19 protein-coding genes are annotated in these 18,381 nt (G+C 68.8%); 15 read left to right on the top strand and 4 right to left on the bottom strand.

What is annotated here, in order from left to right; all coding sequences use genetic code 11:
• Nucleotides 1–6 precede the first annotated feature (6 nt).
• Nucleotides 7–1,089, top strand: coding sequence for a dihydrodipicolinate reductase (locus tag OQ968_RS10175; RefSeq protein ID WP_324677261.1), 1,083 nt, complete (start codon nucleotides 7–9; stop codon nucleotides 1,087–1,089).
• Nucleotides 1,090–1,890 carry a mycofactocin-coupled SDR family oxidoreductase gene (locus OQ968_RS10170; protein ID WP_324677259.1) on the top strand — a complete coding sequence of 267 codons (801 nt, stop codon included), beginning with the start codon at nucleotides 1,090–1,092 and terminating at the stop codon, nucleotides 1,888–1,890.
• Between the two features lie 5 nt (nucleotides 1,891–1,895).
• Here the strand turns inward: OQ968_RS10170 and OQ968_RS10165 are convergent, their stop codons facing one another.
• Nucleotides 1,896–2,522 (bottom strand): helix-turn-helix domain-containing protein, encoded by a 627-nt coding sequence (locus OQ968_RS10165; RefSeq protein ID WP_324677257.1) that lies wholly within the window; start codon nucleotides 2,520–2,522, stop codon nucleotides 1,896–1,898.
• 93 nt (nucleotides 2,523–2,615) lie between these two features.
• On the opposite strand from OQ968_RS10165, the gene OQ968_RS10160 reads away from it, so the two are divergent.
• Both OQ968_RS10160 and OQ968_RS10155 read left to right on the top strand, forming a co-directional pair.
• Nucleotides 2,616–3,830 carry a cytochrome P450 gene (locus OQ968_RS10160; RefSeq protein ID WP_324677255.1) on the top strand — a complete coding sequence of 405 codons (1,215 nt, stop codon included), beginning with the start codon at nucleotides 2,616–2,618 and terminating at the stop codon, nucleotides 3,828–3,830.
• Nucleotides 3,827–4,786, top strand: a complete 960-nt coding sequence (locus tag OQ968_RS10155; RefSeq protein ID WP_324677252.1) for an SDR family NAD(P)-dependent oxidoreductase — start codon at nucleotides 3,827–3,829, stop codon at nucleotides 4,784–4,786. The genes OQ968_RS10160 and OQ968_RS10155 overlap by 4 nt, the downstream gene beginning before the upstream one ends.
• Here OQ968_RS10155 and OQ968_RS10150 read toward each other — a convergent pair.
• Nucleotides 4,773–5,456 (bottom strand): hypothetical protein, encoded by a 684-nt coding sequence (locus OQ968_RS10150; protein ID WP_324677250.1) that lies wholly within the window; start codon nucleotides 5,454–5,456, stop codon nucleotides 4,773–4,775. The genes OQ968_RS10155 and OQ968_RS10150 overlap by 14 nt on opposite strands.
• Before the next feature lie 59 nt (nucleotides 5,457–5,515).
• On the opposite strand from OQ968_RS10150, the gene OQ968_RS10145 reads away from it, so the two are divergent.
• Genes OQ968_RS10145 through OQ968_RS10125 form a run of 5 tightly spaced genes read left to right on the top strand, consistent with a single transcriptional unit; the run spans nucleotide 5,516 to nucleotide 11,500 of the window.
• The gene (locus OQ968_RS10145) at nucleotides 5,516–7,024 is read left to right on the top strand and encodes an HNH endonuclease signature motif containing protein (RefSeq protein ID WP_324677248.1); all 1,509 of its coding nucleotides are present in this window, start codon (nucleotides 5,516–5,518) and stop codon (nucleotides 7,022–7,024) included.
• Nucleotides 7,025–7,079: 55 nt separating this feature from the next.
• Complete coding sequence (locus OQ968_RS10140; RefSeq protein WP_324677246.1) at nucleotides 7,080–8,585, top strand: carboxylesterase/lipase family protein; 1,506 nt, start codon at nucleotides 7,080–7,082, stop codon at nucleotides 8,583–8,585.
• An 18-nt stretch (nucleotides 8,586–8,603) separates the two neighbouring features.
• The gene (locus tag OQ968_RS10135) at nucleotides 8,604–10,601 is read left to right on the top strand and encodes a phosphotransferase (RefSeq protein WP_324677244.1); all 1,998 of its coding nucleotides are present in this window, start codon (nucleotides 8,604–8,606) and stop codon (nucleotides 10,599–10,601) included.
• A 38-nt stretch (nucleotides 10,602–10,639) separates the two neighbouring features.
• Entirely contained in the window at nucleotides 10,640–11,128 is a 489-nt protein-coding gene (locus OQ968_RS10130) for a gluconokinase (protein WP_324677418.1), read from the top strand.
• 3 nt (nucleotides 11,129–11,131) lie between these two features.
• A complete protein-coding gene (locus OQ968_RS10125; RefSeq protein WP_324677242.1) occupies nucleotides 11,132–11,500 on the top strand; it encodes a DUF2784 domain-containing protein in 369 nt (122 codons plus the stop codon).
• 9 nt (nucleotides 11,501–11,509) lie between these two features.
• Here OQ968_RS10125 and OQ968_RS10120 read toward each other — a convergent pair whose 3' ends face one another.
• The gene (locus OQ968_RS10120; RefSeq protein WP_324677240.1) at nucleotides 11,510–12,436 is read right to left on the bottom strand and encodes a DoxX family protein; all 927 of its coding nucleotides are present in this window, start codon (nucleotides 12,434–12,436) and stop codon (nucleotides 11,510–11,512) included.
• 94 nt (nucleotides 12,437–12,530) lie between these two features.
• Here OQ968_RS10120 and pncA point away from each other — a divergent pair, with 94 nt between their 5' ends.
• Both pncA and OQ968_RS10110 read left to right on the top strand, forming a co-directional pair.
• Entirely contained in the window at nucleotides 12,531–13,091 is a 561-nt protein-coding gene (gene pncA / locus OQ968_RS10115) for a pyrazinamidase PncA (RefSeq protein WP_324677238.1), read from the top strand.
• A complete protein-coding gene (locus tag OQ968_RS10110; protein ID WP_324677236.1) occupies nucleotides 13,091–13,885 on the top strand; it encodes a nuclear transport factor 2 family protein in 795 nt (264 codons plus the stop codon). The genes pncA and OQ968_RS10110 overlap by 1 nt, the downstream gene beginning before the upstream one ends.
• Nucleotides 13,886–13,891: 6 nt before the next feature.
• Here the strand turns inward: OQ968_RS10110 and OQ968_RS10105 are convergent, their stop codons facing one another.
• Nucleotides 13,892–14,242 (bottom strand): DoxX family protein, encoded by a 351-nt coding sequence (locus OQ968_RS10105; RefSeq protein ID WP_324677234.1) that lies wholly within the window; start codon nucleotides 14,240–14,242, stop codon nucleotides 13,892–13,894.
• 120 nt (nucleotides 14,243–14,362) lie between these two features.
• Between OQ968_RS10105 and OQ968_RS10100 the strand changes: the two genes are divergently transcribed.
• Genes OQ968_RS10100 through OQ968_RS10085 form a run of 4 tightly spaced genes read left to right on the top strand, consistent with a single transcriptional unit; the run spans nucleotide 14,363 to nucleotide 18,380 of the window.
• Nucleotides 14,363–15,316, top strand: a complete 954-nt coding sequence (locus OQ968_RS10100) for a sigma-70 family RNA polymerase sigma factor (protein ID WP_324677232.1) — start codon at nucleotides 14,363–14,365, stop codon at nucleotides 15,314–15,316.
• Nucleotides 15,306–16,628: a sugar ABC transporter substrate-binding protein gene (locus OQ968_RS10095; protein ID WP_324677230.1), complete on the top strand. Its 1,323-nt coding sequence runs from the start codon at nucleotides 15,306–15,308 to the stop codon at nucleotides 16,626–16,628. Before OQ968_RS10100 ends, OQ968_RS10095 begins: the two co-directional genes overlap by 11 nt.
• A complete protein-coding gene (locus OQ968_RS10090) occupies nucleotides 16,625–17,551 on the top strand; it encodes a sugar ABC transporter permease (RefSeq protein ID WP_324677228.1) in 927 nt (308 codons plus the stop codon). The genes OQ968_RS10095 and OQ968_RS10090 overlap by 4 nt, the downstream gene beginning before the upstream one ends.
• Complete coding sequence (locus OQ968_RS10085) at nucleotides 17,538–18,380, top strand: carbohydrate ABC transporter permease (RefSeq protein ID WP_324677226.1); 843 nt, start codon at nucleotides 17,538–17,540, stop codon at nucleotides 18,378–18,380. Before OQ968_RS10090 ends, OQ968_RS10085 begins: the two co-directional genes overlap by 14 nt.
• Nucleotide 18,381 lies beyond the last annotated feature (1 nt).

Raw genomic sequence — 18,381 nt, 5'->3', positions numbered from 1 at the left:
CTACCAGTGCGCAGAGTGATTCAATTCTCGACCGGCAACGTTGGGCGGCATTCGTTGCGGGCGATCATCGGCAGACCCGATCTCGAGCTGGTCGGCGTGCATGCCGCGAGCTCCGAGAAGATCGGCCGGGACGCGGCGCAGCTGTGCGGTTTGGACAAACCGACCGGCATCATCGCCATCGACGACGTCGACGCCCTGGTCGGCCTCGGCGCAGACTGCGTCGTCTACACAGCGCAGGGCGAGACGAGGCCGATGCAGGCTATCGACCAGATGGCCAAGTTCCTGGCCGCCGGCACCAACGTCGTTGGTACATCGATGGTCTGGCTGGTCACCCCTCGCCACGCCGAAGACTGGCTCCGGGTGCCGCTCGAACAAGCCTGTGCGGCCGGCAACACCTCGCTCTACGTCAACGGCATCGACCCCGGCTTTTCCGGCGACACCCTCGTGCACTCGGCGGTCAGCCTGACCACCCGCGTCTCGTCGATCACGGTGCAGGAGATCTTCGACTACGGCAACTACGACGACGCCGAGTTCACCGGTGCCGCAATGGGGTTCGGAACCACCGCCGACGACGAGCCGGCGATGATGTTCCTGCCCGGTGTGATCGTGTCGATGTGGGGCGGTCAGGTGCGCAGCCTGGCGGACAATCTCGGCATCGAACTCGACGATGTTCGGCAGCGCACCGAACGCTGGTTCACACCGGAGCGCATCGACTGCACGATGATGACGGTGGAGCCGGGGCAAATGGCCGCCGTTCGGTTTGCCACCGAGGGTGTGCGCGACGGCGAACCGGTGATCACCCTCGAGCACGTCACCAGGCTGACAACGGCCGCCGCGCCCGACTGGGAGTACCCGCCCGACGGGCACACCGGCGTACACCGCGTCGTGGTGGAGGGCGAGCCGCGGGTGGAGATCAACACGCACGTTTCGCACCCGGTTCTCGATTCCACCGATGCCGGCTGCATCTCGACGGCGGGCCGGGCCGTCAACGCGATCGATTGGGTGTGCCGCGCGCCCTCGGGGCTGATCGGTGTGGAGGACATCCCGTTGTCCGCGACGATGCGCGGCCTGATGTGGAACGAGCGTTAGGTGCGCGTCGCCGGTAAACGCATTCTGATCACCGGCGCCGGCCGCGGTCTGGGGCGCAGCCATGCGCTGCGGCTCGCGCAGGAGGGTGCGGATCTGATCCTGGTCGACATCTGCCAGTCCCTTCCGCAGATCGAATATCCCTTGGCCGCAAGGGAAGATCTCGACGAAACAACACGGATGGTCGACGAAATCGGTCGTCGCTGTGTCAGTTATGTCGTCGACGTCCGGGATGGTGAACAGTTGCGCAAGGCGGTCGACGACGGCGTCGGCGAACTCGGGGGGCTGGACGGGGCGGTGGCCAACGCCGGTGTGTTGACGATCGCGCCGTGGGACAAAACGACCGTCGAAGACTGGCGCACCGTGGTGGACGTGAACCTCATTGGCGTGTGGAACACTTGCGCGGCCGCGATTCCCCATCTGCTCGAACAGGGAGGCGGCAGCGTGGTGAACATCAGTTCGGCGGGCGCCGTCAAAGGTTTTCCGCTGCAAACCCCTTACACCGCCGCGAAGTATGGTGTCGTGGGCTTGACGCTGGCGTTGGCCAACGAATTGGCCGCCCAGAACGTGCGGGTCAATGCTGTGCTTCCGACGGGCTGCCCTACCGGCATGATTCCGCCGTCGTTCGGAGCCCTGCTGGGCGAGCAACGGTCGGACCTGATCCCCATCTTCGTCAATGCGATGCCCACGCCGGCCGTGGAGCCCGTCGACGTCAGCAACGCGGTGCTGTTCCTACTCTCCGATGAGTCCAGATACGTGACGGGCCTGCAGTTCAAGGTCGACGCCGGTGTCACCATCAACTAGACCGGTCACACCCGCCAGCTGCTCGGCTCGGCAAAACGAAGGGCGGGCGCAGAGGGCAGCGGTTGTCTCTCCGAGTCCGATATCGCATCGAGAATGAGGGCGACGTATCGCCGCCAGCCATCGCTGGCCGAATCCATCGTCGGCAGCACCCCATAGAGCATCGCGATCAAACGCGGTAGATCGTCGGCCACCAAATCGGCGCGGACGACGCGAGCCTGCTGGCCACGGCGGACCAGCTCGCCGAGCGCCTCGTTCAGCGAGTCCGAGATGTCGGCGGTCAGCGATCCGGCCCGGTGCGCCGCGGTCAGCAGGTTGCGCTCGCGGGCGCCGAGCGATATCGCGGCTTCGATCAGCCGGCCGAGGCCGCGCAGCGGGTCGGCACTGCGGCGGGCTTCCTCGATCGCCGGGATGAGATCGTCGGCGACGGTCTGGTCCAGGGCGGCGCGGACCAGGTCGGCCTTCGTCGGAAACCGACGGTAGAGCGTTCGTTCACCGACGCCCGCCCGGCGCGCGACCGCCTCCACCGGTGCATCGGGCCCGAACTCGCCGTAGACGTCCCGCGCTGCGCGCAGAATCCGCTCGACGTTGCGTGCCGCGTCCGCGCGCAACGGCCGGTCCTCAACCGCGGTCATGGTGACAGCCTAACTGACGGTTGACTGTCAGTCGGCCGGGTTCTACGCTCATGTAATTGACAGCTATCTGCCACTTACACGGAAATGCCGGTGATGTCAACAACTTCCGAGTTCCGACCGGACGTCGATCTTCCTGTGCTGCCCGTCCCGCGCGCTGCGCACTGCCCGCTCGCGCCACCACCCGAATTCGCGAACTGGCGAGACCAGCCCGGGCTCCGAAAGGCGACGTTCCAGGGCAACCCCGTCTGGGTGGTGAGCCGCTACCAGGACATCAGGGCGGCGCTGGTCGATCCGCGACTGTCCGCGAAGACCATTTCTGACTCGATCATGCCGAAGGACGCCGACAACAAGGTTCCGGTGATGTTCGCCCGGACCGATGATCCCGAGCATCATCGATTGCGGCGCATGATGACAAGCAACTTCACCTTCAGGCGTTGCGAAGCCATGCGGCCGCAAATCCAGCAGATCGTCGACCACTACCTCGGCCAGATGGTCGCCAACGGTGCGCCGGCCGATCTGGTGCGCGAATTCGCTTTGCCGGTACCGTCATTGGTGATCGCGCTGCTGCTGGGAGTGCCGCCCGAAGACCTCGGGCTGTTCCAGCACCACACCACCGTGGGGTTGGACCAGAGGTCCTCCGACGAGGAGAGGGGCCAGGCCTTTGGGGCGATGTACGCCTACATCGAGGAGTTGGTGGAGCGCAAGGAACGCGAACCCGGCGACGACCTGATCAGCCGCCTCGTCACCGAATACGTGGCGACGGGCCAGCTCGACCATGCGACTACGGCCATGAGCAGTGTGATCATGATGCAGGCCGGCCACGAAACCACCGCCAACATGATCTCGTTGGGAACGGTTGCGCTGCTTGCACATCCCGACGTGTTCGAGCGGCTCGGGCGGACCGACGATCCCGCCGTCGTCGCGAACGCCGTCGAGGAGCTGATGCGCTACCTCACCATCGTGCACAGTCAGGTCGATCGCGTGGCCACCGAAGACCTAACGATCGGAGGTCAGCTGATCCGCGCCGGGGAATTCGTCATGATGAACCTGCCCGCCGGCAACTGGGATCCAGAATTCGTGGAAAACCCGGAAGCGTTCGATGTCAACCGAAACACGCGCGGGCACTTGGGCTTTGGCTACGGCGTGCACCAATGCATCGGGGCAAACCTGGCGCGCGTCGAAATGCAGGTGGCGTTCACCACACTGGCGCGGCGACTGCCCGGGCTGACGTTGGCGGTATCGCCGGATCGGCTGAGCTTCAAGGTGTCCAATATCTACGGAATGAAAGAGCTGCCGGTCAGCTGGTGACCAACGAGCTGCGATTCGACGGGCAGGTCGCCGTGATCACCGGTGCCGGCGGGGGATTGGGCAAGGAGTACGCGCTGCTGCTCGCCTCGCGCGGGGCACGCATCGTCGTCAACGACACGGGCGGGTCGGTGACGGGCGGCGGCTCGGACAGCGGGCCGGCGGACGCCGTTGCCGACGAGATTCGCCGGCGCGGCGGCGCGGCCGTTGCCGACACCCACAGCGTGACGACTCCCGAAGGCGGACAGGCGATCATCGATGCCGCGCTCGAAACCTGGGGCCGGGTGGACATCGTGGTCAACAACGCGGGAATCGTGCGCGACGCCCCGTTCGAGGACATGACCGCCGACCGGCTCGAGCCGCTGCTGGACGTGCACCTGAAGGGCGCGTTCTACGTGACCCGTCCGGCGTGGAAGGTCATGCGCGAGCGGCGGTATGGCCGGGTGGTCAACACCTGCTCGGCCGCCGGAATCCTCGGCGCCGAACGGATGAGCAACTACGGCGCGGCCAAGACGGGTCTGATCGGCCTCACACGGGTGCTGGCCGCCGAAGGGGCCGAGCACGACATCAAGGTCAACGCCGTCGCGCCGATCGCCTACACCCGGATGCTTGCGCGCGAAGTCGAACGCGCCGGCCGGCAGGACGACGAGGCGGCGCAGGCCATGCTCGATGACCTTGTGGGCCAATACCTTCAGCGGCTCGACCCGGCGCTGGTGGCTCCCGTGGTGGCCTTCCTGGCCCACCGGGATTGCCCGGTTTCCGGGGAGATCTACACCGTCGGCGCCGGGCACGTCGCGCGCTTCTTCATCGGCAGGACAAAGGGTTTCCACAACCCCGGGCTGTCCATCGAGGATGTGCGCGACCATCTTGACGAGATCCGCGACGAAGCCGGCCACACCGTGCCCGGCGGACCTGCCGACGAGATGAGCGAGCTGTTCGCGACGATCATGGACAGCTGAACGCGGCGCCGACCCCGTCGGGCGGCGGCACCGACCGAAGGCAGCCGAACGGCACCACGCCGGTGGCGGCGAACCGCACCGCCGACTGGTGGGCGTAGTTCACGCAGACCACGCCGGCCTGGTCTGAGCGACAGCGATTGTCGTTGTATGACAACGAGTCCCCGTTCGCCAGCTCGGGCCCGTTGCCGCTGACGAACGGACCCGGGTCGCCACGGGCCGACCCGATCTGCAGGTTCGTCCCGTCGAAGTCGACCCAGCCGCCCTTCCATTCGCCGTAGGCCGTCTCGGGCCGGGCCGGGGGATTGGCGAGGTCGACCAGACAGGACAGCGCGTTGCCGGTGTGCTTGGAATCCGTCATGCACGCGACTTTCCCGGCCGCGGCGGTGAAGGCGATGTCGTTGCCCAACGGTGTGGCGACGCCGTCGCGCGTCGCCGTGTGGTAGCGGCCGGGATCGGCGGGGTGACCGGCCTCGATCCACGCGATGACGTCGGAGATCGCCGCCCCGGCTGCCGTTGCGGTCGACGGCGCCGGCGGTTTGCCCGACGGGGGAGCGGCGGCGGACGGGCCCGGCGGCGCTCCGCTCGTCTGCGTCTGACCCGGCCGGCCACCACCCCCGTGGGAGCATCCGGCGATCAGCAACGACAGGGCAATCAGCGCGGCGATCCGCATTCCGTCAGGCTAAAGCGGCGACGCCCGTCGTGTCAGACCCCTCTGCCACAATCGAATGCATGTTCGAAACCCGAGTGGATCCCGAGGCGATCGCCAGGCTCGATGAGCTGTTCGAGCGGCGTTATCCGTCGAGGACTGCGGAGTCGGCGGCGCTGATTGACCAGATCGGTGCGGCCGCGCGGGCCGAGAACCGGGCCGCGGCCGCGCAGTTGGAGGCGATCGGGCGGTTGTTCGGTTATCGACTCTCGCGGTGTTCGGAGTCCGATGAGTGGGCGATCGACACGATGGAGGCCGTGGCCGCCGAGGTGGGCGCGGCGTTGCGGATCAGCCAGGGTCTGGCCGCGAGCCGGTTGCGCTATGCCCGCGCGATGCGCGAGCGCCTGCCGCGGGTGGGCGAGGTTTTCAGCGCCGGGGATATCGACTATCGGATGTTTCAGACCTTGGTGTATCGCACCGATTTGATCACCGATGACGGGGTGCTCGCGGCGGTCGATGCCACGTTGGCGGCCAGCGTGGTGCGCTGGCCGTCGATGACGCAGGGCCGGCTGGCCGCCCAGGTGGACAAGATCGTGGCCCGCGCCGATGCCGATGCGGTGCGCCGACGCCGGCAGCGCCAGATCGACCGGCAAATCTGGATTACCGATGCCGGCGAGGGCATCTCGCAGATCGAAGGCCATTTGTTCACCCCGGATGCTCATGCGCTGGACAAACGGTTGGATGCGTTGGCGGCCACGGTGTGTGAGCATGATCCGCGCACCCGTGAGCAGCGCCGCGCCGACGCGCTGGGGGCGCTGGCCGCCGGGGCTGACCGACTGGGCTGTCGGTGCGGGAGAGCCGACTGTGGAGCCGGAAAGCGGCCCGCGGCTGGCCCGGTGGTGATTCATATGATCGCCGAGCAAGCCACCCTCGACGGCGGCGGTCCACCGGCGTCGGAGGTGGGCACTGATGGGCTGATCCCGCCCGAACTCGTCGAGGAACTGGCCAAGTCGGCGAAACTGGTGCCGCTGATCCACCCTGGCGACGCGCCCCCGGAGGACGGCTATGTGCCATCGACGGCGTTGGCCGATTTTGTGCGGTGCCGGGATTTGACGTGTCGCTGGCCCGGTTGTGATGCTCCGGCCGCCGGGTGCGATCTCGACCACACCATCCCCTACAGCCAGGGCGGGCCCACGCATGCGTCAAACCTGAAGTGCTACTGCAGAACCCATCATTTGGTGAAGACCTTCCTGGGCTGGGCCGAACAGCAACTGCCCGACGGCACGCTGATCCTGACCGCACCGACCGGGCACACCTATGTCACCACCCCGGGCAGCGCGCTGCTGTTCCCGAGTTTGTGCCGCGCGGTCGGCGGGTTCGCCGCCGTCGAAGCCGACCCGCCGCCCGATTACTGCGCCGAGCGCACCGCGATGATGCCCAAACGACGCCGCACCCGCGCCCAAGACCGCGCCTACCGCATCGCCACCGAACGCAACCACAATCGCGAAGCCCGCACGGCCCGGCGCGAACAGCCAGTCAGCTTCGTCGGACCCGCCCCACCCCAAACCGACGACGACCCACCGCCGTTCTGACCGGATTCAGGCGCTGCGCGCGCCCTACGTACGTAGTGTCCGCTAACGTCGGGTTATGCATGAGCGCACCATTCGCGCCCGCACCACCGCCGGAATCGTCGAAGGCTTCACCCGCGACGGCGTGCACCGCTGGCGATCCATTCCGTATGCCCGGCCGCCGGTCGGGCCGCTGCGGTTCCGGGCGCCGCAGCCTCCCCTGCCGTGGTCCGGTGTGCGGCACTGCCACGGCTTCACCCACTGCGCGCCCCAGCAGCGCCGCTACACCATGCTGGGCGTCGGCAAATACCAGCCGATGAGCGAGGACTGCCTGACGCTCAACGTCGTCGCACCCGAATCCCGAGAAGCCGAACCACTGCCGGTCATGGTGTTCATCCACGGCGGGGGGTACATCCTGGGCAGCTCGGCGACCCCGCTGTACGACGGCGCCGCGCTGGCCCGGCGCGGTTGCGTCTACGTGTCGGTGAACTACCGGCTGGGCGCGCTGGGCTGCCTGGACCTGTCGTCGCTGTCGACCCGGGAAATCACCATCGAGAGCAACCTGTACCTGCGCGATCTGGTGATGGCGCTGCAATGGGTCAAGGACAACATCGCGGGGTTCGGAGGCGACCCGGGCAACGTCACCATCTTTGGCGAAAGCGCCGGCGCCTGCATAACCGCGACGCTGCTGGCGGTGCCCGCGACCGAAGGCCTGTTCGCCCGCGCGATCTCGGAAAGCCCGGCGTCGGGCCTGGTGCGGTCGAAGGAGGTTGCCGACGAGTTCGCGGACCGGTTCGCCAACCTCCTCGGGGCCCGCACCCGCGACGCCGCCAGTGCGCTGATGCAGGCGTCCGCCGCCCAACTGGTGGAAACCCAACACCGGCTGATCGAGCAGGGCATGCAAAAAAGGTTGGGGGCCTTCCCAATTGGTCCGGTCACCGGTGACGACATCCTGCCGATGGATCCCGTCGAGGCGATGCGCGACGGCCGCGCGCATCGCGCCCCGCTCATCGTGGGCACCAACGCCGAAGAGGGCCGGCTGTTCACCCGCTTCCTGCGCATGCTGCCAACGAACCAGTCGATGATCGAGGAGCTGCTGGCCGACGCCGAACCGGCTGCGCGCGAACGCATTACCGCCGCGTACCCGGACTACCCGTCGCCGTCGGCGTGCATTCAGCTCGGCGGCGACTTCGCGTTCAGCTCGGCGGCCTGGCAGATCGCCGAGGCCCACGGCCGCCATGCGCCCACCTACCTGTACCGGTACGACTACGCCCCGCGAACGTTGCGGTGGTCGGGATTGGGCGCCACCCACGCCACCGAATTGCTGGCCGTCTTCGACTTCTATCGCACCAGGCTCGGCGCGCTGCTGACCGCCGCGGCCGATCAGCGCGCCGCCCTGCGGGTCAGCAACCAGGTGCAACGACGGTGGCGCAACTTCAGCCGCACCGGGGTGCCGCACGACGACTGGCCCGCCTACACGCCCACCCAGCGCGCCGTCATGGTCTTCGATCGCAGGAGCCGCATCGAGTTCGACCCGCACCCGCAGCGCCGGATGGCCTGGGACGGCTTCTCCTTGGCGCAGTGACCTGGCACGCTGACCCCCATGCACGCCGACACCGAACAAGTCATCGAACGCCCCGGTGACCTCACCGCCACCTGGCTGACCGCCGCGATCGGCGCCGGCGTGGTCGCCGATTTCGCCGTCGAGCGCATCGGGACCGGCCAGATGAGCGAGTGCTACCGGGTCCGGCTGCGCTACGACGATGCGGGCCCGGGCGGCCCGGAGTCGGTGGTGCTAAAGGTCGCGGCCACCGATCCGGTGAGCCGGCAGACCGGATTGGCCCTGGGCCTCTACGAGCGCGAGGTCCGGTTCTACGGCGACATCGCGCCGCGGCTCGGCGGGCCGATCGCGCCCTGCTACCACGCGGCCATCGACACCGCGACGGGAGCGTTCGACCTGCTGCTCGGAGACGCCGGTCCGGCGACCGTCGGCGACGAAATCGCCGGCGCCACAATCGAACAGGCCAGGCTCGCGGTCACCGAACTGGGGCGGTTGCACGGCCCGCTGCTCGGCGACACGTCGCTGGCCGAAGCGCCCTGGCTCAACCGTGACGCGCCGCTCGACCAGACCATGATCACCCAGCTCTACGCCGGCTTCGTCGAGCGCTACGGCGACCGGATCGCCCCGGAGCACCGCGCGGTGTGCGAACGCCTGGTCGCCGCCTTCGACGGCTACCTGGCCCAGGAGGCGGGCCGGATTCAGGGCCTGGTGCACGGTGACTACCGGCTGGACAACATGTTGTTCGGTACCGCCGAAGCCGACCGCCCGCTCACCGTCGTCGATTGGCAGACCGTGTCCTGGGGCCCGGCCCTGACCGACCTGTCCTACTTCCTCGGCTGTGCGCTGTCGACGCGGGATCGTCGCGCCGCCTACGACGCGTTGCTGCGCGCCTACCACGAGGCGCTGGGACCGGCGGCCCCGATCACCGTCGACGACGTCGCGGAAGGTGTGCGCCGCCAAAGCTTTTTCGGCGTGATGATGGCGATCGTGTCGTCGATGTTGGTGGAGCGCACCGAGCGGGGCGACCGGTTGTTCATGACGATGCTGGAACGCCACTGCGACCATGTGCTGGACAGCGACGCGTTGGCGACGCTGCCCGCCGCGGCGGCGCCGGAGCCGCTGCGACCGTCGGAGGAGGACGAACTCGCGCACGCGCCGACCGACGAACCGTTGTGGAGCGAGAGCTGGTACGCCGACTTCGTCGACGCGGCCCAGGGATTGGGCGGTTGGTTCCGCATCGGCCTGATCGCGAACCAGCGGACGGCGTGGGTTCATGCGCTGCTGTGCGGACCCGACATGCCGACCGTGGCCGTCGACGCGCGGGTCCCGCTGCCGGCGGATCCATGGGTGCTGCGCACCGACGCTGTCGAGGTCGGTCACTCCGCCGTCGCGCCGCTGCGGACCTACAGCGTCGACGTGCGGGCGCGGGGCGAGGCCCATCAGGACCCGTCGGCCCTGTTGCGCGGCGAGCCCGGCACCCCCGTCGACATGACGATGCGGCTGGAGTGGGCCACCGCCGGCAGCCCGTACAAGTACCGGATCACCACGCGCTATGAGATCCCGTGCACGGTTTCGGGCACCGTCACGGTCGGCGACACCAGGTATCGCCTCGACTCGGTTCCCGGGCAGCGCGACCACTCGTGGGGCGTGCGCGACTGGTGGAGCATGGACTGGCTGTGGAGCGCGCTGCACCTCGATGACGGCACCCACCTGCACGGCGTGAACATCCGGATTCCCGACGCGCCGCCGTTCAGCATCGGCTACATCCAGGGCGCCGACGGCAAGGTGAGCGAGCTGCGGACCATCACCTCCCGGGAACCGTTCGGCGCCAACGGGTTACCCCTGAACGCCACGCTGAGCTTCGAACCGGGCGACATCGCCGCCGAGGTCGACGTGCGCGGCCACGCGCCGGTGCGCCTGGTCGCCGCCGATGGGCGGGTGAGCCAGTTCCCCCGCGCGTGGGCGCGCGTCAGCACACCGGACGGCCGCAGCGGCGTCGGCTGGGTGGAGTGGAACCGCAACTTTGGGGACCGGACATAAGCGCGGTCCCGGGCGCCGCGCCGTCACCCATCGTGGTGATGGGTGTCTCCGGGTCGGGCAAGTCGACGGTGGGTTGCGCACTCGCACAACGCTTGCGGGTGCCCTACCTCGACGCCGACACGCTGCACCCGGCGGCCAACATCGCCAAGATGACCGCGGGTGAACCGCTAAACGACGACGACCGTTATCCGTGGCTGGACAAGGTGGGCGAGTGGCTCGCCGGCCACCCCGCCGGCGGCGTGGTGAGTTGTTCGGCGCTCAAGCGCGACTACCGTGATCGGCTGCGGGCGCGCTGCCCGCGCGTCGATTTCTTGCACCTCAACGGCTCACCGGAATTGATCAACCGCCGGATGTCGGCCAGGACCGGCCATTTCATGCCGCCCGCGCTGCTGAGCTCGCAATTCGACATCCTGGAACCCCTTGGGGCCGACGAGCGCGGGGTCACCGTCGACATCGGCCCCGATGTCGACGCCGTCGTCGACGCCTTCCTGAAAAACCACGCACCACAACATGATTCGAGCGGCTGAGCCGTGTACCAATCGGTGGTCGGGCTCGTTGTCGCGTTGCACTTCGCCTTCATCTGTTACGTCGTGGCCGGTGGTTTCCTCGCGCTGCGCTGGCCACGCACGATCTGGCTGCACGTCGCCGCGGTGATCTGGGGTGCGGCCATCGCCACCAAAAGCGTCGACTGCCCATTGACCTGGGTGGAACGCTGGGCGCGGGCCCGCGCCGGAATGCCGCCGCTGCCGCCCGACGGTTTTATCGCCCACTACATCAACGGAGTGATCTACCCCGCGGGTTGGGTGGTGGGCGTCCAGCTCGTCTCGTTCGTGGTCGTGGTGCTCTCGTGGGCGCTCTACCTGCGGCGCCGCCAAGAGCGCCGCCACGCCGGCCGCTGAAACGAGCGACTACCAGGGGCGCCTGCGCCGGCGCGTCTTGACCTGGCCGCCCACCCGGTCGCGCGCGGTGTCGGCCAATCGGCTGCCGCGCGCCCACGCCGTGTCGGCAAGCTCTTCGCCACGCTTGCGCGCCTTCTTCGCCAGCGGCCCGCCGCGTTCGGCGGCCGTGCTCGCCAGCTCTTCGGTGCGTTTGCGCGCCTTCTTCGCCAGCGGCGCGCCCCTTTCGGCCGCGGTGCTGGCCAGTTCGCGGCCGCGTTCGAGGGCGGCCTCGGCGTAGGGCGCGCCCCTTTCGGCCGCGGTGCTGGCGAGCTCGCGGCCGCGTTCGAGGGCGGCCTCGGCGTAGGGCGCGCCCCGTTCGGCGGCGGTGCTGGCGAGCTCGCGGCCGCGTTCGGCGCCGACCTGCAGGCGGTGCACGATCTTCTCGCCGAGTTCGCCGAGTTCGCCGTCCACCTGCGAGCCCGGTAGCGCCGAGGACACCCGCTCGGAGAGCCGTTCGGCCGCCCGGCGCCCGCGCCACCCCAGCGACGGCTTGCCCGCGGTGTCCGCGGACGCGATGACCAGCCCACCCAACAGGCTCAGGTCTTTCAGGAAGGCTTGGCGCAACTCGGCTTTGCGCTGCGGGTCGGTCTCGGCCCAGAACATGTGCGCGCCGAGGTTGGCCGGCAGTACCGTGACCGCCAGGGCGGCCGACGCCACTCGCGGCAACTTGCCGGTGGCGAGCAGCAGGCCGCCCCCGATCTGAACGGCGGCGGTGATTTGCGCGAACGTCTGCGGGTCGCTCGGAATCTTGCTGCCCACCGGATCCGGCAGCGACTGCAGGCCCTCCACCGCGGGCGCGGCGGCGTCCGCCGCCGGCTTCGGGTTGAGCAGCGATTCGACGCCTTGGCCGATGAACGCAACGGACAAGAGGGGACGTGCGATTCTCCGGATCAACATGGCAGGGGGGTTACCCGACGTGCCCGCAAACAAACCGCCGGACCGCCGCAGCTATCGGCGGTCGCCCCGCCGCGACGAGGATAGGGTGGATCACGTGCGAGCGTTGATCATCGTCGACGTGCAAAACGACTTCTGCGAGGGCGGCTCGCTGGCGGTGGCCGGTGGCGCCGCCGTGGCCCCAGCCATCAACGACTATCTCGCCGGCGGGCCGGGCTACCAGCACGTCGTCGCCACCCAGGACTTCCACATCGACCCGGGGGACCACTTCTCCGACCACCCGGACTTCTCGTCGTCCTGGCCGCCGCACTGCGTCGCGGGAACCTTCGGCGCGGAGTTTCACCCCGGCCTCGACACCGGCCCGATCGAGGCGACGTTCCGCAAGGGCGCCTACGCCGCGGCGTACAGCGGCTTCGAGGGCCGCGACGAGAACGGGAAGCCGCTGCTCGACTGGTTGCGGCAACACGATGTCGACGAGGTCGACGTGGCCGGGATCGCCACCGATCACTGCGTCCGCTGCACCGCAGAGGACGCCGCGCGCGCCGGCTTGACCACCAGGGTGCTCGTCGACCTGACGGCGGCCGTGGCGCCGGATTCGGCCGACGCGGCCCTGGCCGAGCTGCGATCCGCCGGCGTCGAGTTGGTCGAGGGCCGCTGATGGTGGTGCCCCTGGACCGTGAGCGTCTGCTCGCCGCCGTGGAGCGGTCGCCTCGGGCGGTCGCCGCGCACGACCGCGACGACTGGGTGGGCATCTTCACCACCGACGCCCGCGTCGAAGACCCGGTCGGGTCGCGGCCGCACGTGGGACGCGAGCAGATCTACCGCTTCTACGACACCTTCATCGGCCCGCACGACATCACGTTCCATCGCGGCAACGACATCGTCTTCGGCGCCGCAGTGCTGCGTGACCTCGAGCTCGAGGTGACGATGGGCCCGGCCGTGACGATGCACATCCCCGCCGTCTTGCGCTATGACCTCCGAGAGGCCAACGGCCAGTGGCAGATTGCCCACATGCGGGCGTACTGGGAACTGCCGGTGATGATGCTGCAGTTCGTGCGCGCCGGGACCCCGGCCCTGACGCCCGCCCTGCAACTGTCGCGCGGCCTGCTGGCCAACCAGGGGCTGCGGGGCACCGCGGGCTTCATGGCCGGCTTCCGGCGGGCCAGGGCGCGGCACAAGAGGCTGACGGAGGCGTTCCTCGGGGCCGTCGCGCGCAACGATCGGCCCGGCGCCGTGCGGACGCTATCACCCACTGCCCCAATAACTTTGGGCGACAACGATCCGCTCGAGCTCGCCGAGCTGGTCGAGCAACTCGACGGGGCCGGCTGGACCAAGGTGATCGGCGCGGGCGCAACGGTCGCGGTCGCCCTCAGCCAAGGGCGCGACATTGTGTTCGCCGACATGGCGTGGCGGGCCGACACCATCAACCAGATTCGCTATTTTCCCGCCTGATCCCCGTCACCGCGCGACCATCAGCGCCAGCGACGCGGCCGACAGACACAGGAAGGCGCCGGGAAACGCGATGTTGTACAGGACGCGGGCCCGTAGATGCGTGAGCACGGCACCGACGAAGAACAGCACCAGGCCCGCGGCGGCCGCGATTCCCAACGCCCGCAGCCCCAGCAGCCCGACAACCAGCCCGACGGCGCCGGCCAGTTTCAGCCCCGCCAGCGCCGGCAGCCAGGAACGCGGCACACCGACCTCGGCCGAGTTTGCCAGCACGAACCCGGCCGGGACCAGGTCGGCGACGCCGGCGGCCGCGGTGATGGCCGCGGTGGCCACCGTGACGATGACGAATGTGGTGTTCATGGGTCAACCCCGTCGATCGGTAGGGTCATGGTGCTGGTCTCCTTTGCTACAGATTTGCTACAGAGGGCTCGATGGACGTGGTCATCTCCTTGACGACCCCCGTGCGGAAAAGGTGACCTCTTGGGCGCTGTCGAAAGACTCGAGGATCTGGCGCAACGGTTCGACGCGGATCGCCGGCATCTCAGGTCGGTCGCCTATCAGCTGCTCGGCTCGTTGGCCGACGCGGACGACGCGGTGCAGTCGGCCTGGCTGAAGGCCAGCCGTTCCGGCGCCGTCGACGAGATCGAAAACCTCACCGGCTGGTTCACGACCATCACCGCGCACGAGGCCCTGGATCAGCTGCGAACGCGCAAGCGGCGCGCCGAGCAACCGCTGGCCGACGCCGAGGAGCTGGACCGGCTGGCCGGGACCGGGTCGGCCCCGGCCGACGAGGAAACGCTGTTGGCCGACTCGGTGAGTCGCGCGCTGCTGGTCGTCCTCGACCGGCTCTCACCGGCCCAGCGCGTCGCCTTCGTGCTGCACGACGTGTTCGCCGTGCCGTTCGAGACGATCGCCGGCCTGCTGGACCGGACGCCGGCCGCCGCGAAGAAGCTGGCGAGCCGGGCCCGCGGGCGACTGCTCGGCGACGCGCCCGCCCGGCCCGGCCGGACGGCCCACCACGTCGAGATCGTCGACGCCTTCCTGGCCGCGTCGCGCGGCGGCGACATCGCGACCTTGCTCGAGTTGCTCGCCCCCGACGTGGTGCGCCGGGTCGATCGGGCGCTGGTTCCCGCCGACGTGCCGACCGAGGTGCGCGGCGCCCGTGCGGTCGCCGAGGAGACCCGCCGCTTCGCCGGGCGCGCGAGGGTCGGCGCGGTCCTGCTCATCGACGGCGCGCCGGGCGTCGTGATCGCACCGCGCGGGCGTCCCCGGATCATGCTGCGGATCGGCATCGGGGCCGACAACCGCATACACACCATCGACATCACGGGTGACGCCGAGCGGCTGCGCCGGGCCGTCCTCACGCTGCCGGCCCCGCCGTCGCAGGCACATCCCGGGCGCGTCGGGCAGGATCGGGAGCACCATGCTCGATAGGCCATTCGGACGGCGGGATCTGCTGCGGGGCGCCGGCGCGCTCACCGCGGCCTCGCTGGCGCCGTGGGCCGCGGGCTGCGCTTCCGACGACGACGCGTTGACGTTCTTCTTCGCGGCCAATCCGGAGGAGCGCCAGGCCCGGATGCGCATCATCGACGAGTTCTGCCGCCGCCATCCCGACATCAAGGTGCGCGCGGTGCTGTCCGGGCCGGGCGTCATGCAGCAGCTGTCGACGTTCTGCGCCGGGGGCAAGTGCCCCGATGTCCTGATGGCGTGGGAGCTGACCTACGCCGAACTCGCCGACCGCGGGGTGCTGCTGGACCTGAACACGTTGCTGGCGCGGGATCCGGCCTTCGCCGCGCAGCTGAAATCCGATGGCATCGCCAACCTGTTTGACACCTTCACCTTCAACGACGGCCAGTACGCCCTCCCCGAGCAATGGTCGGGAAACTACCTGTTCTACAACCGACGGCTTTTCGCCGAGGCGGGCCGGCCGGCACCGCCAGGAACATGGGAACGGCCATGGAATTTCGGCGAATTCCTGGACGCCGCAACCGCTCTCACCAAGCGGAACGGATCCGGACGAGCCACCCAATGGGGTTTCGTCAACACGTTTGTTTCCTACTATTCGGCCGGGCTGTTCGCCATGAACAACGGGGTGCCGTGGTCCACCCCGCTGAAGAACCCGACACATTTCAATTTCGACGACGACGCGTTCATCGAGGCGGTGCAGTTCTACGCCGACCTGTCCAACAAGCACCGGGTGGCGCCCAACGCATCCGAGACGCAGTCGATGTCGACGCCCGACCTGTTCGCCGCGGGCAAGGCGGCGATCGCGCTGGGCGGCCACTGGCGCTACCAGACCTTCATCCGGGCCGAGGACCTCGATTTCGATGTCACCGCGTTGCCGGTCGGTCCGCGACGGCAGGGACAGCCCGCCCACTCCAACATCGGCACCACCGGGCTGGCCATCTCGGCGAGCAGCCGGCGCAAGGAGCAGGCGTGGGAATTCGTGAAGTTCGCGACGGGCCCGGTGGGACAGGCATTGATCGGCGAGTCCAGCCTCTTCGTGCCGGTGCTGCGGTCCGCGCTCGACTCCGACGGATTCCGGCGGGCCCACGCCAGGGTCGGTAACCTCGCGGTGCTCACCGAGGGGCCGGCGTATTCGGAAGGGCTTCCGGTCAGCCCGGCGTGGGAAAAGGTCTCCGCGCTGATGGACCGCAACATGGGACCCGTTCTGCGCGGGGCGCGACCGGCCACATCGCTGACCGGGCTGTCCCGCGCCGTCGACGAGGTGTTGCGGACCCCATGACATCGGTCGACACCACCGCGGCCCGTGGGCCCTCGCCCCGGCGCGCGCGCGCCGGGCGCCTGTTCGTCGCGCCCAACCTCGTCGCGGTCGCCGTGTTCATGCTGTTTCCGCTCGGGTTCTCCCTCTACATGAGCTTCCAGCAGTGGGACGTGTTCAGGGCGCCGAAGTTCGTGGGGCTGAAGAACTTCGGGGAGCTGTTCACCTCGGATCCGCTGTTTCCGATCGCGCTGCGCAACAGCGTGGTCTTCACCGTGGGGACCGTGGTGCCGACCATCGCCATCAGCCTCGTCGTCGCCGGCGTGCTGAACCGGAAAGTCAAGGGCATCGGCGTCTTTCGCACGATCGTCTTTCTGCCCCTGGCGATCTCGTCGGTGGTGATGGCCGTCGTCTGGCAGTTCGTCTTCAACACCGACAACGGGCTGCTCAACATCATGCTCGGCTGGGTCGGGATCGGCCCGATCCCGTGGCTGGTGGACCCCAATTGGGCGATGGCCTCGCTGTGCACGGTCGCCGTGTGGCGCAGCGTGCCGTTCGCCACCGTCGTCCTGCTGGCCGCGATGCAGGGCGTTCCGGAAACCGTGTACGAGGCGGCCAGGATCGACGGGGCGGGCGAGATACGGCAGTTCGTGTCCATCACGGTGCCGCTGATCCGCGGGGCGATCTCGTTCGTGGTGGTCATCTCGATCATCCACGCGTTCCAGGCTTTTGACATGGTCTACGTCCTCAACGGCCCCAACGGCGGGCCGGAATCGGCGACGTATGTCCTGGGCATCATGCTCTTTCAGCACGCGTTCTCGTTCCTGGAATTCGGTTATGCGTCGGCGCTGGCGTGGGTGATGTTCGCCATCCTGCTGGTGCTGACGGTGCTGCAGCTGCGGATCACGCGGCGGCGCTCGTGGGAGGCTTCCGGTGCCCTCAGCTGAGCGCGTGGTCACGCGCAACCTCCTCCGCGGCGTCGCCGTCTACACCGCGCTGATCGCGATCGCATGGTGCGCGCTGTTCCCGGTGGCCTGGGCGGTCTCGGGCTCGCTGAAACGGGAAGGCGAGGTGACCGAGCCCAGGCTGCTGCCGGCCCACCCGCGGTGGTCCAACTACACCGACGTGTTCGCGCTCATGCCCTTTGGGCGGATGTTCCTCAACACCGTGCTGTACGCCGGATGCGTCACGGCCGGGCACGTCTTCTTCTGCTCCCTGGCCGGATATGCGTTCGCCCGCCTGCAATTCCGCGGCCGCGACACGTTGTTCGTCCTGTACCTGGGCACGTTGATGGTGCCGCTGACCGTGACCGTCATCCCGCAGTTCATCCTGATGCGGCTGGCGGGGTGGGTCGACACGCCGTGGGCGATGATCGTGCCCGGCCTGTTCGGCAGCGCGTTCGGCACCTACCTGATGCGGCAGTTCTTCCGCACGCTCCCAGGCGATCTCGAGGAGGCGGCGATTCTCGACGGGTGCTCGCCGTGGCAGATCTACTGGCGGATCCTGCTTCCCCATGCCAGGCCCGCGGTCATGGTGCTGGCGGTGCTCACCTGGGTCAACGTGTGGAACGACTTTCTCTGGCCGCTGTTGATGATCCAGCGCAACAGCCTGGCCACGCTGACGATCGGGCTGGTTCGGCTGCGCGGCGAGTACGTCGCGCGGTGGCCGGTGATCATGGCGACCTCGATGCTGATCATGCTGCCGCTCGTCATCATCTATGCGATCGCGCAGCGATCCTTCGTCCGCGGCATCGCGGTGACGGGACTCGGTGGGTAGC

The organism is Mycobacterium sp. 663a-19 (assembly GCF_035616495.1).
Classification (GTDB): domain Bacteria; phylum Actinomycetota; class Actinomycetes; order Mycobacteriales; family Mycobacteriaceae; genus Mycobacterium.
This window is presented reverse-complemented; position numbering and strand designations above follow the sequence as displayed.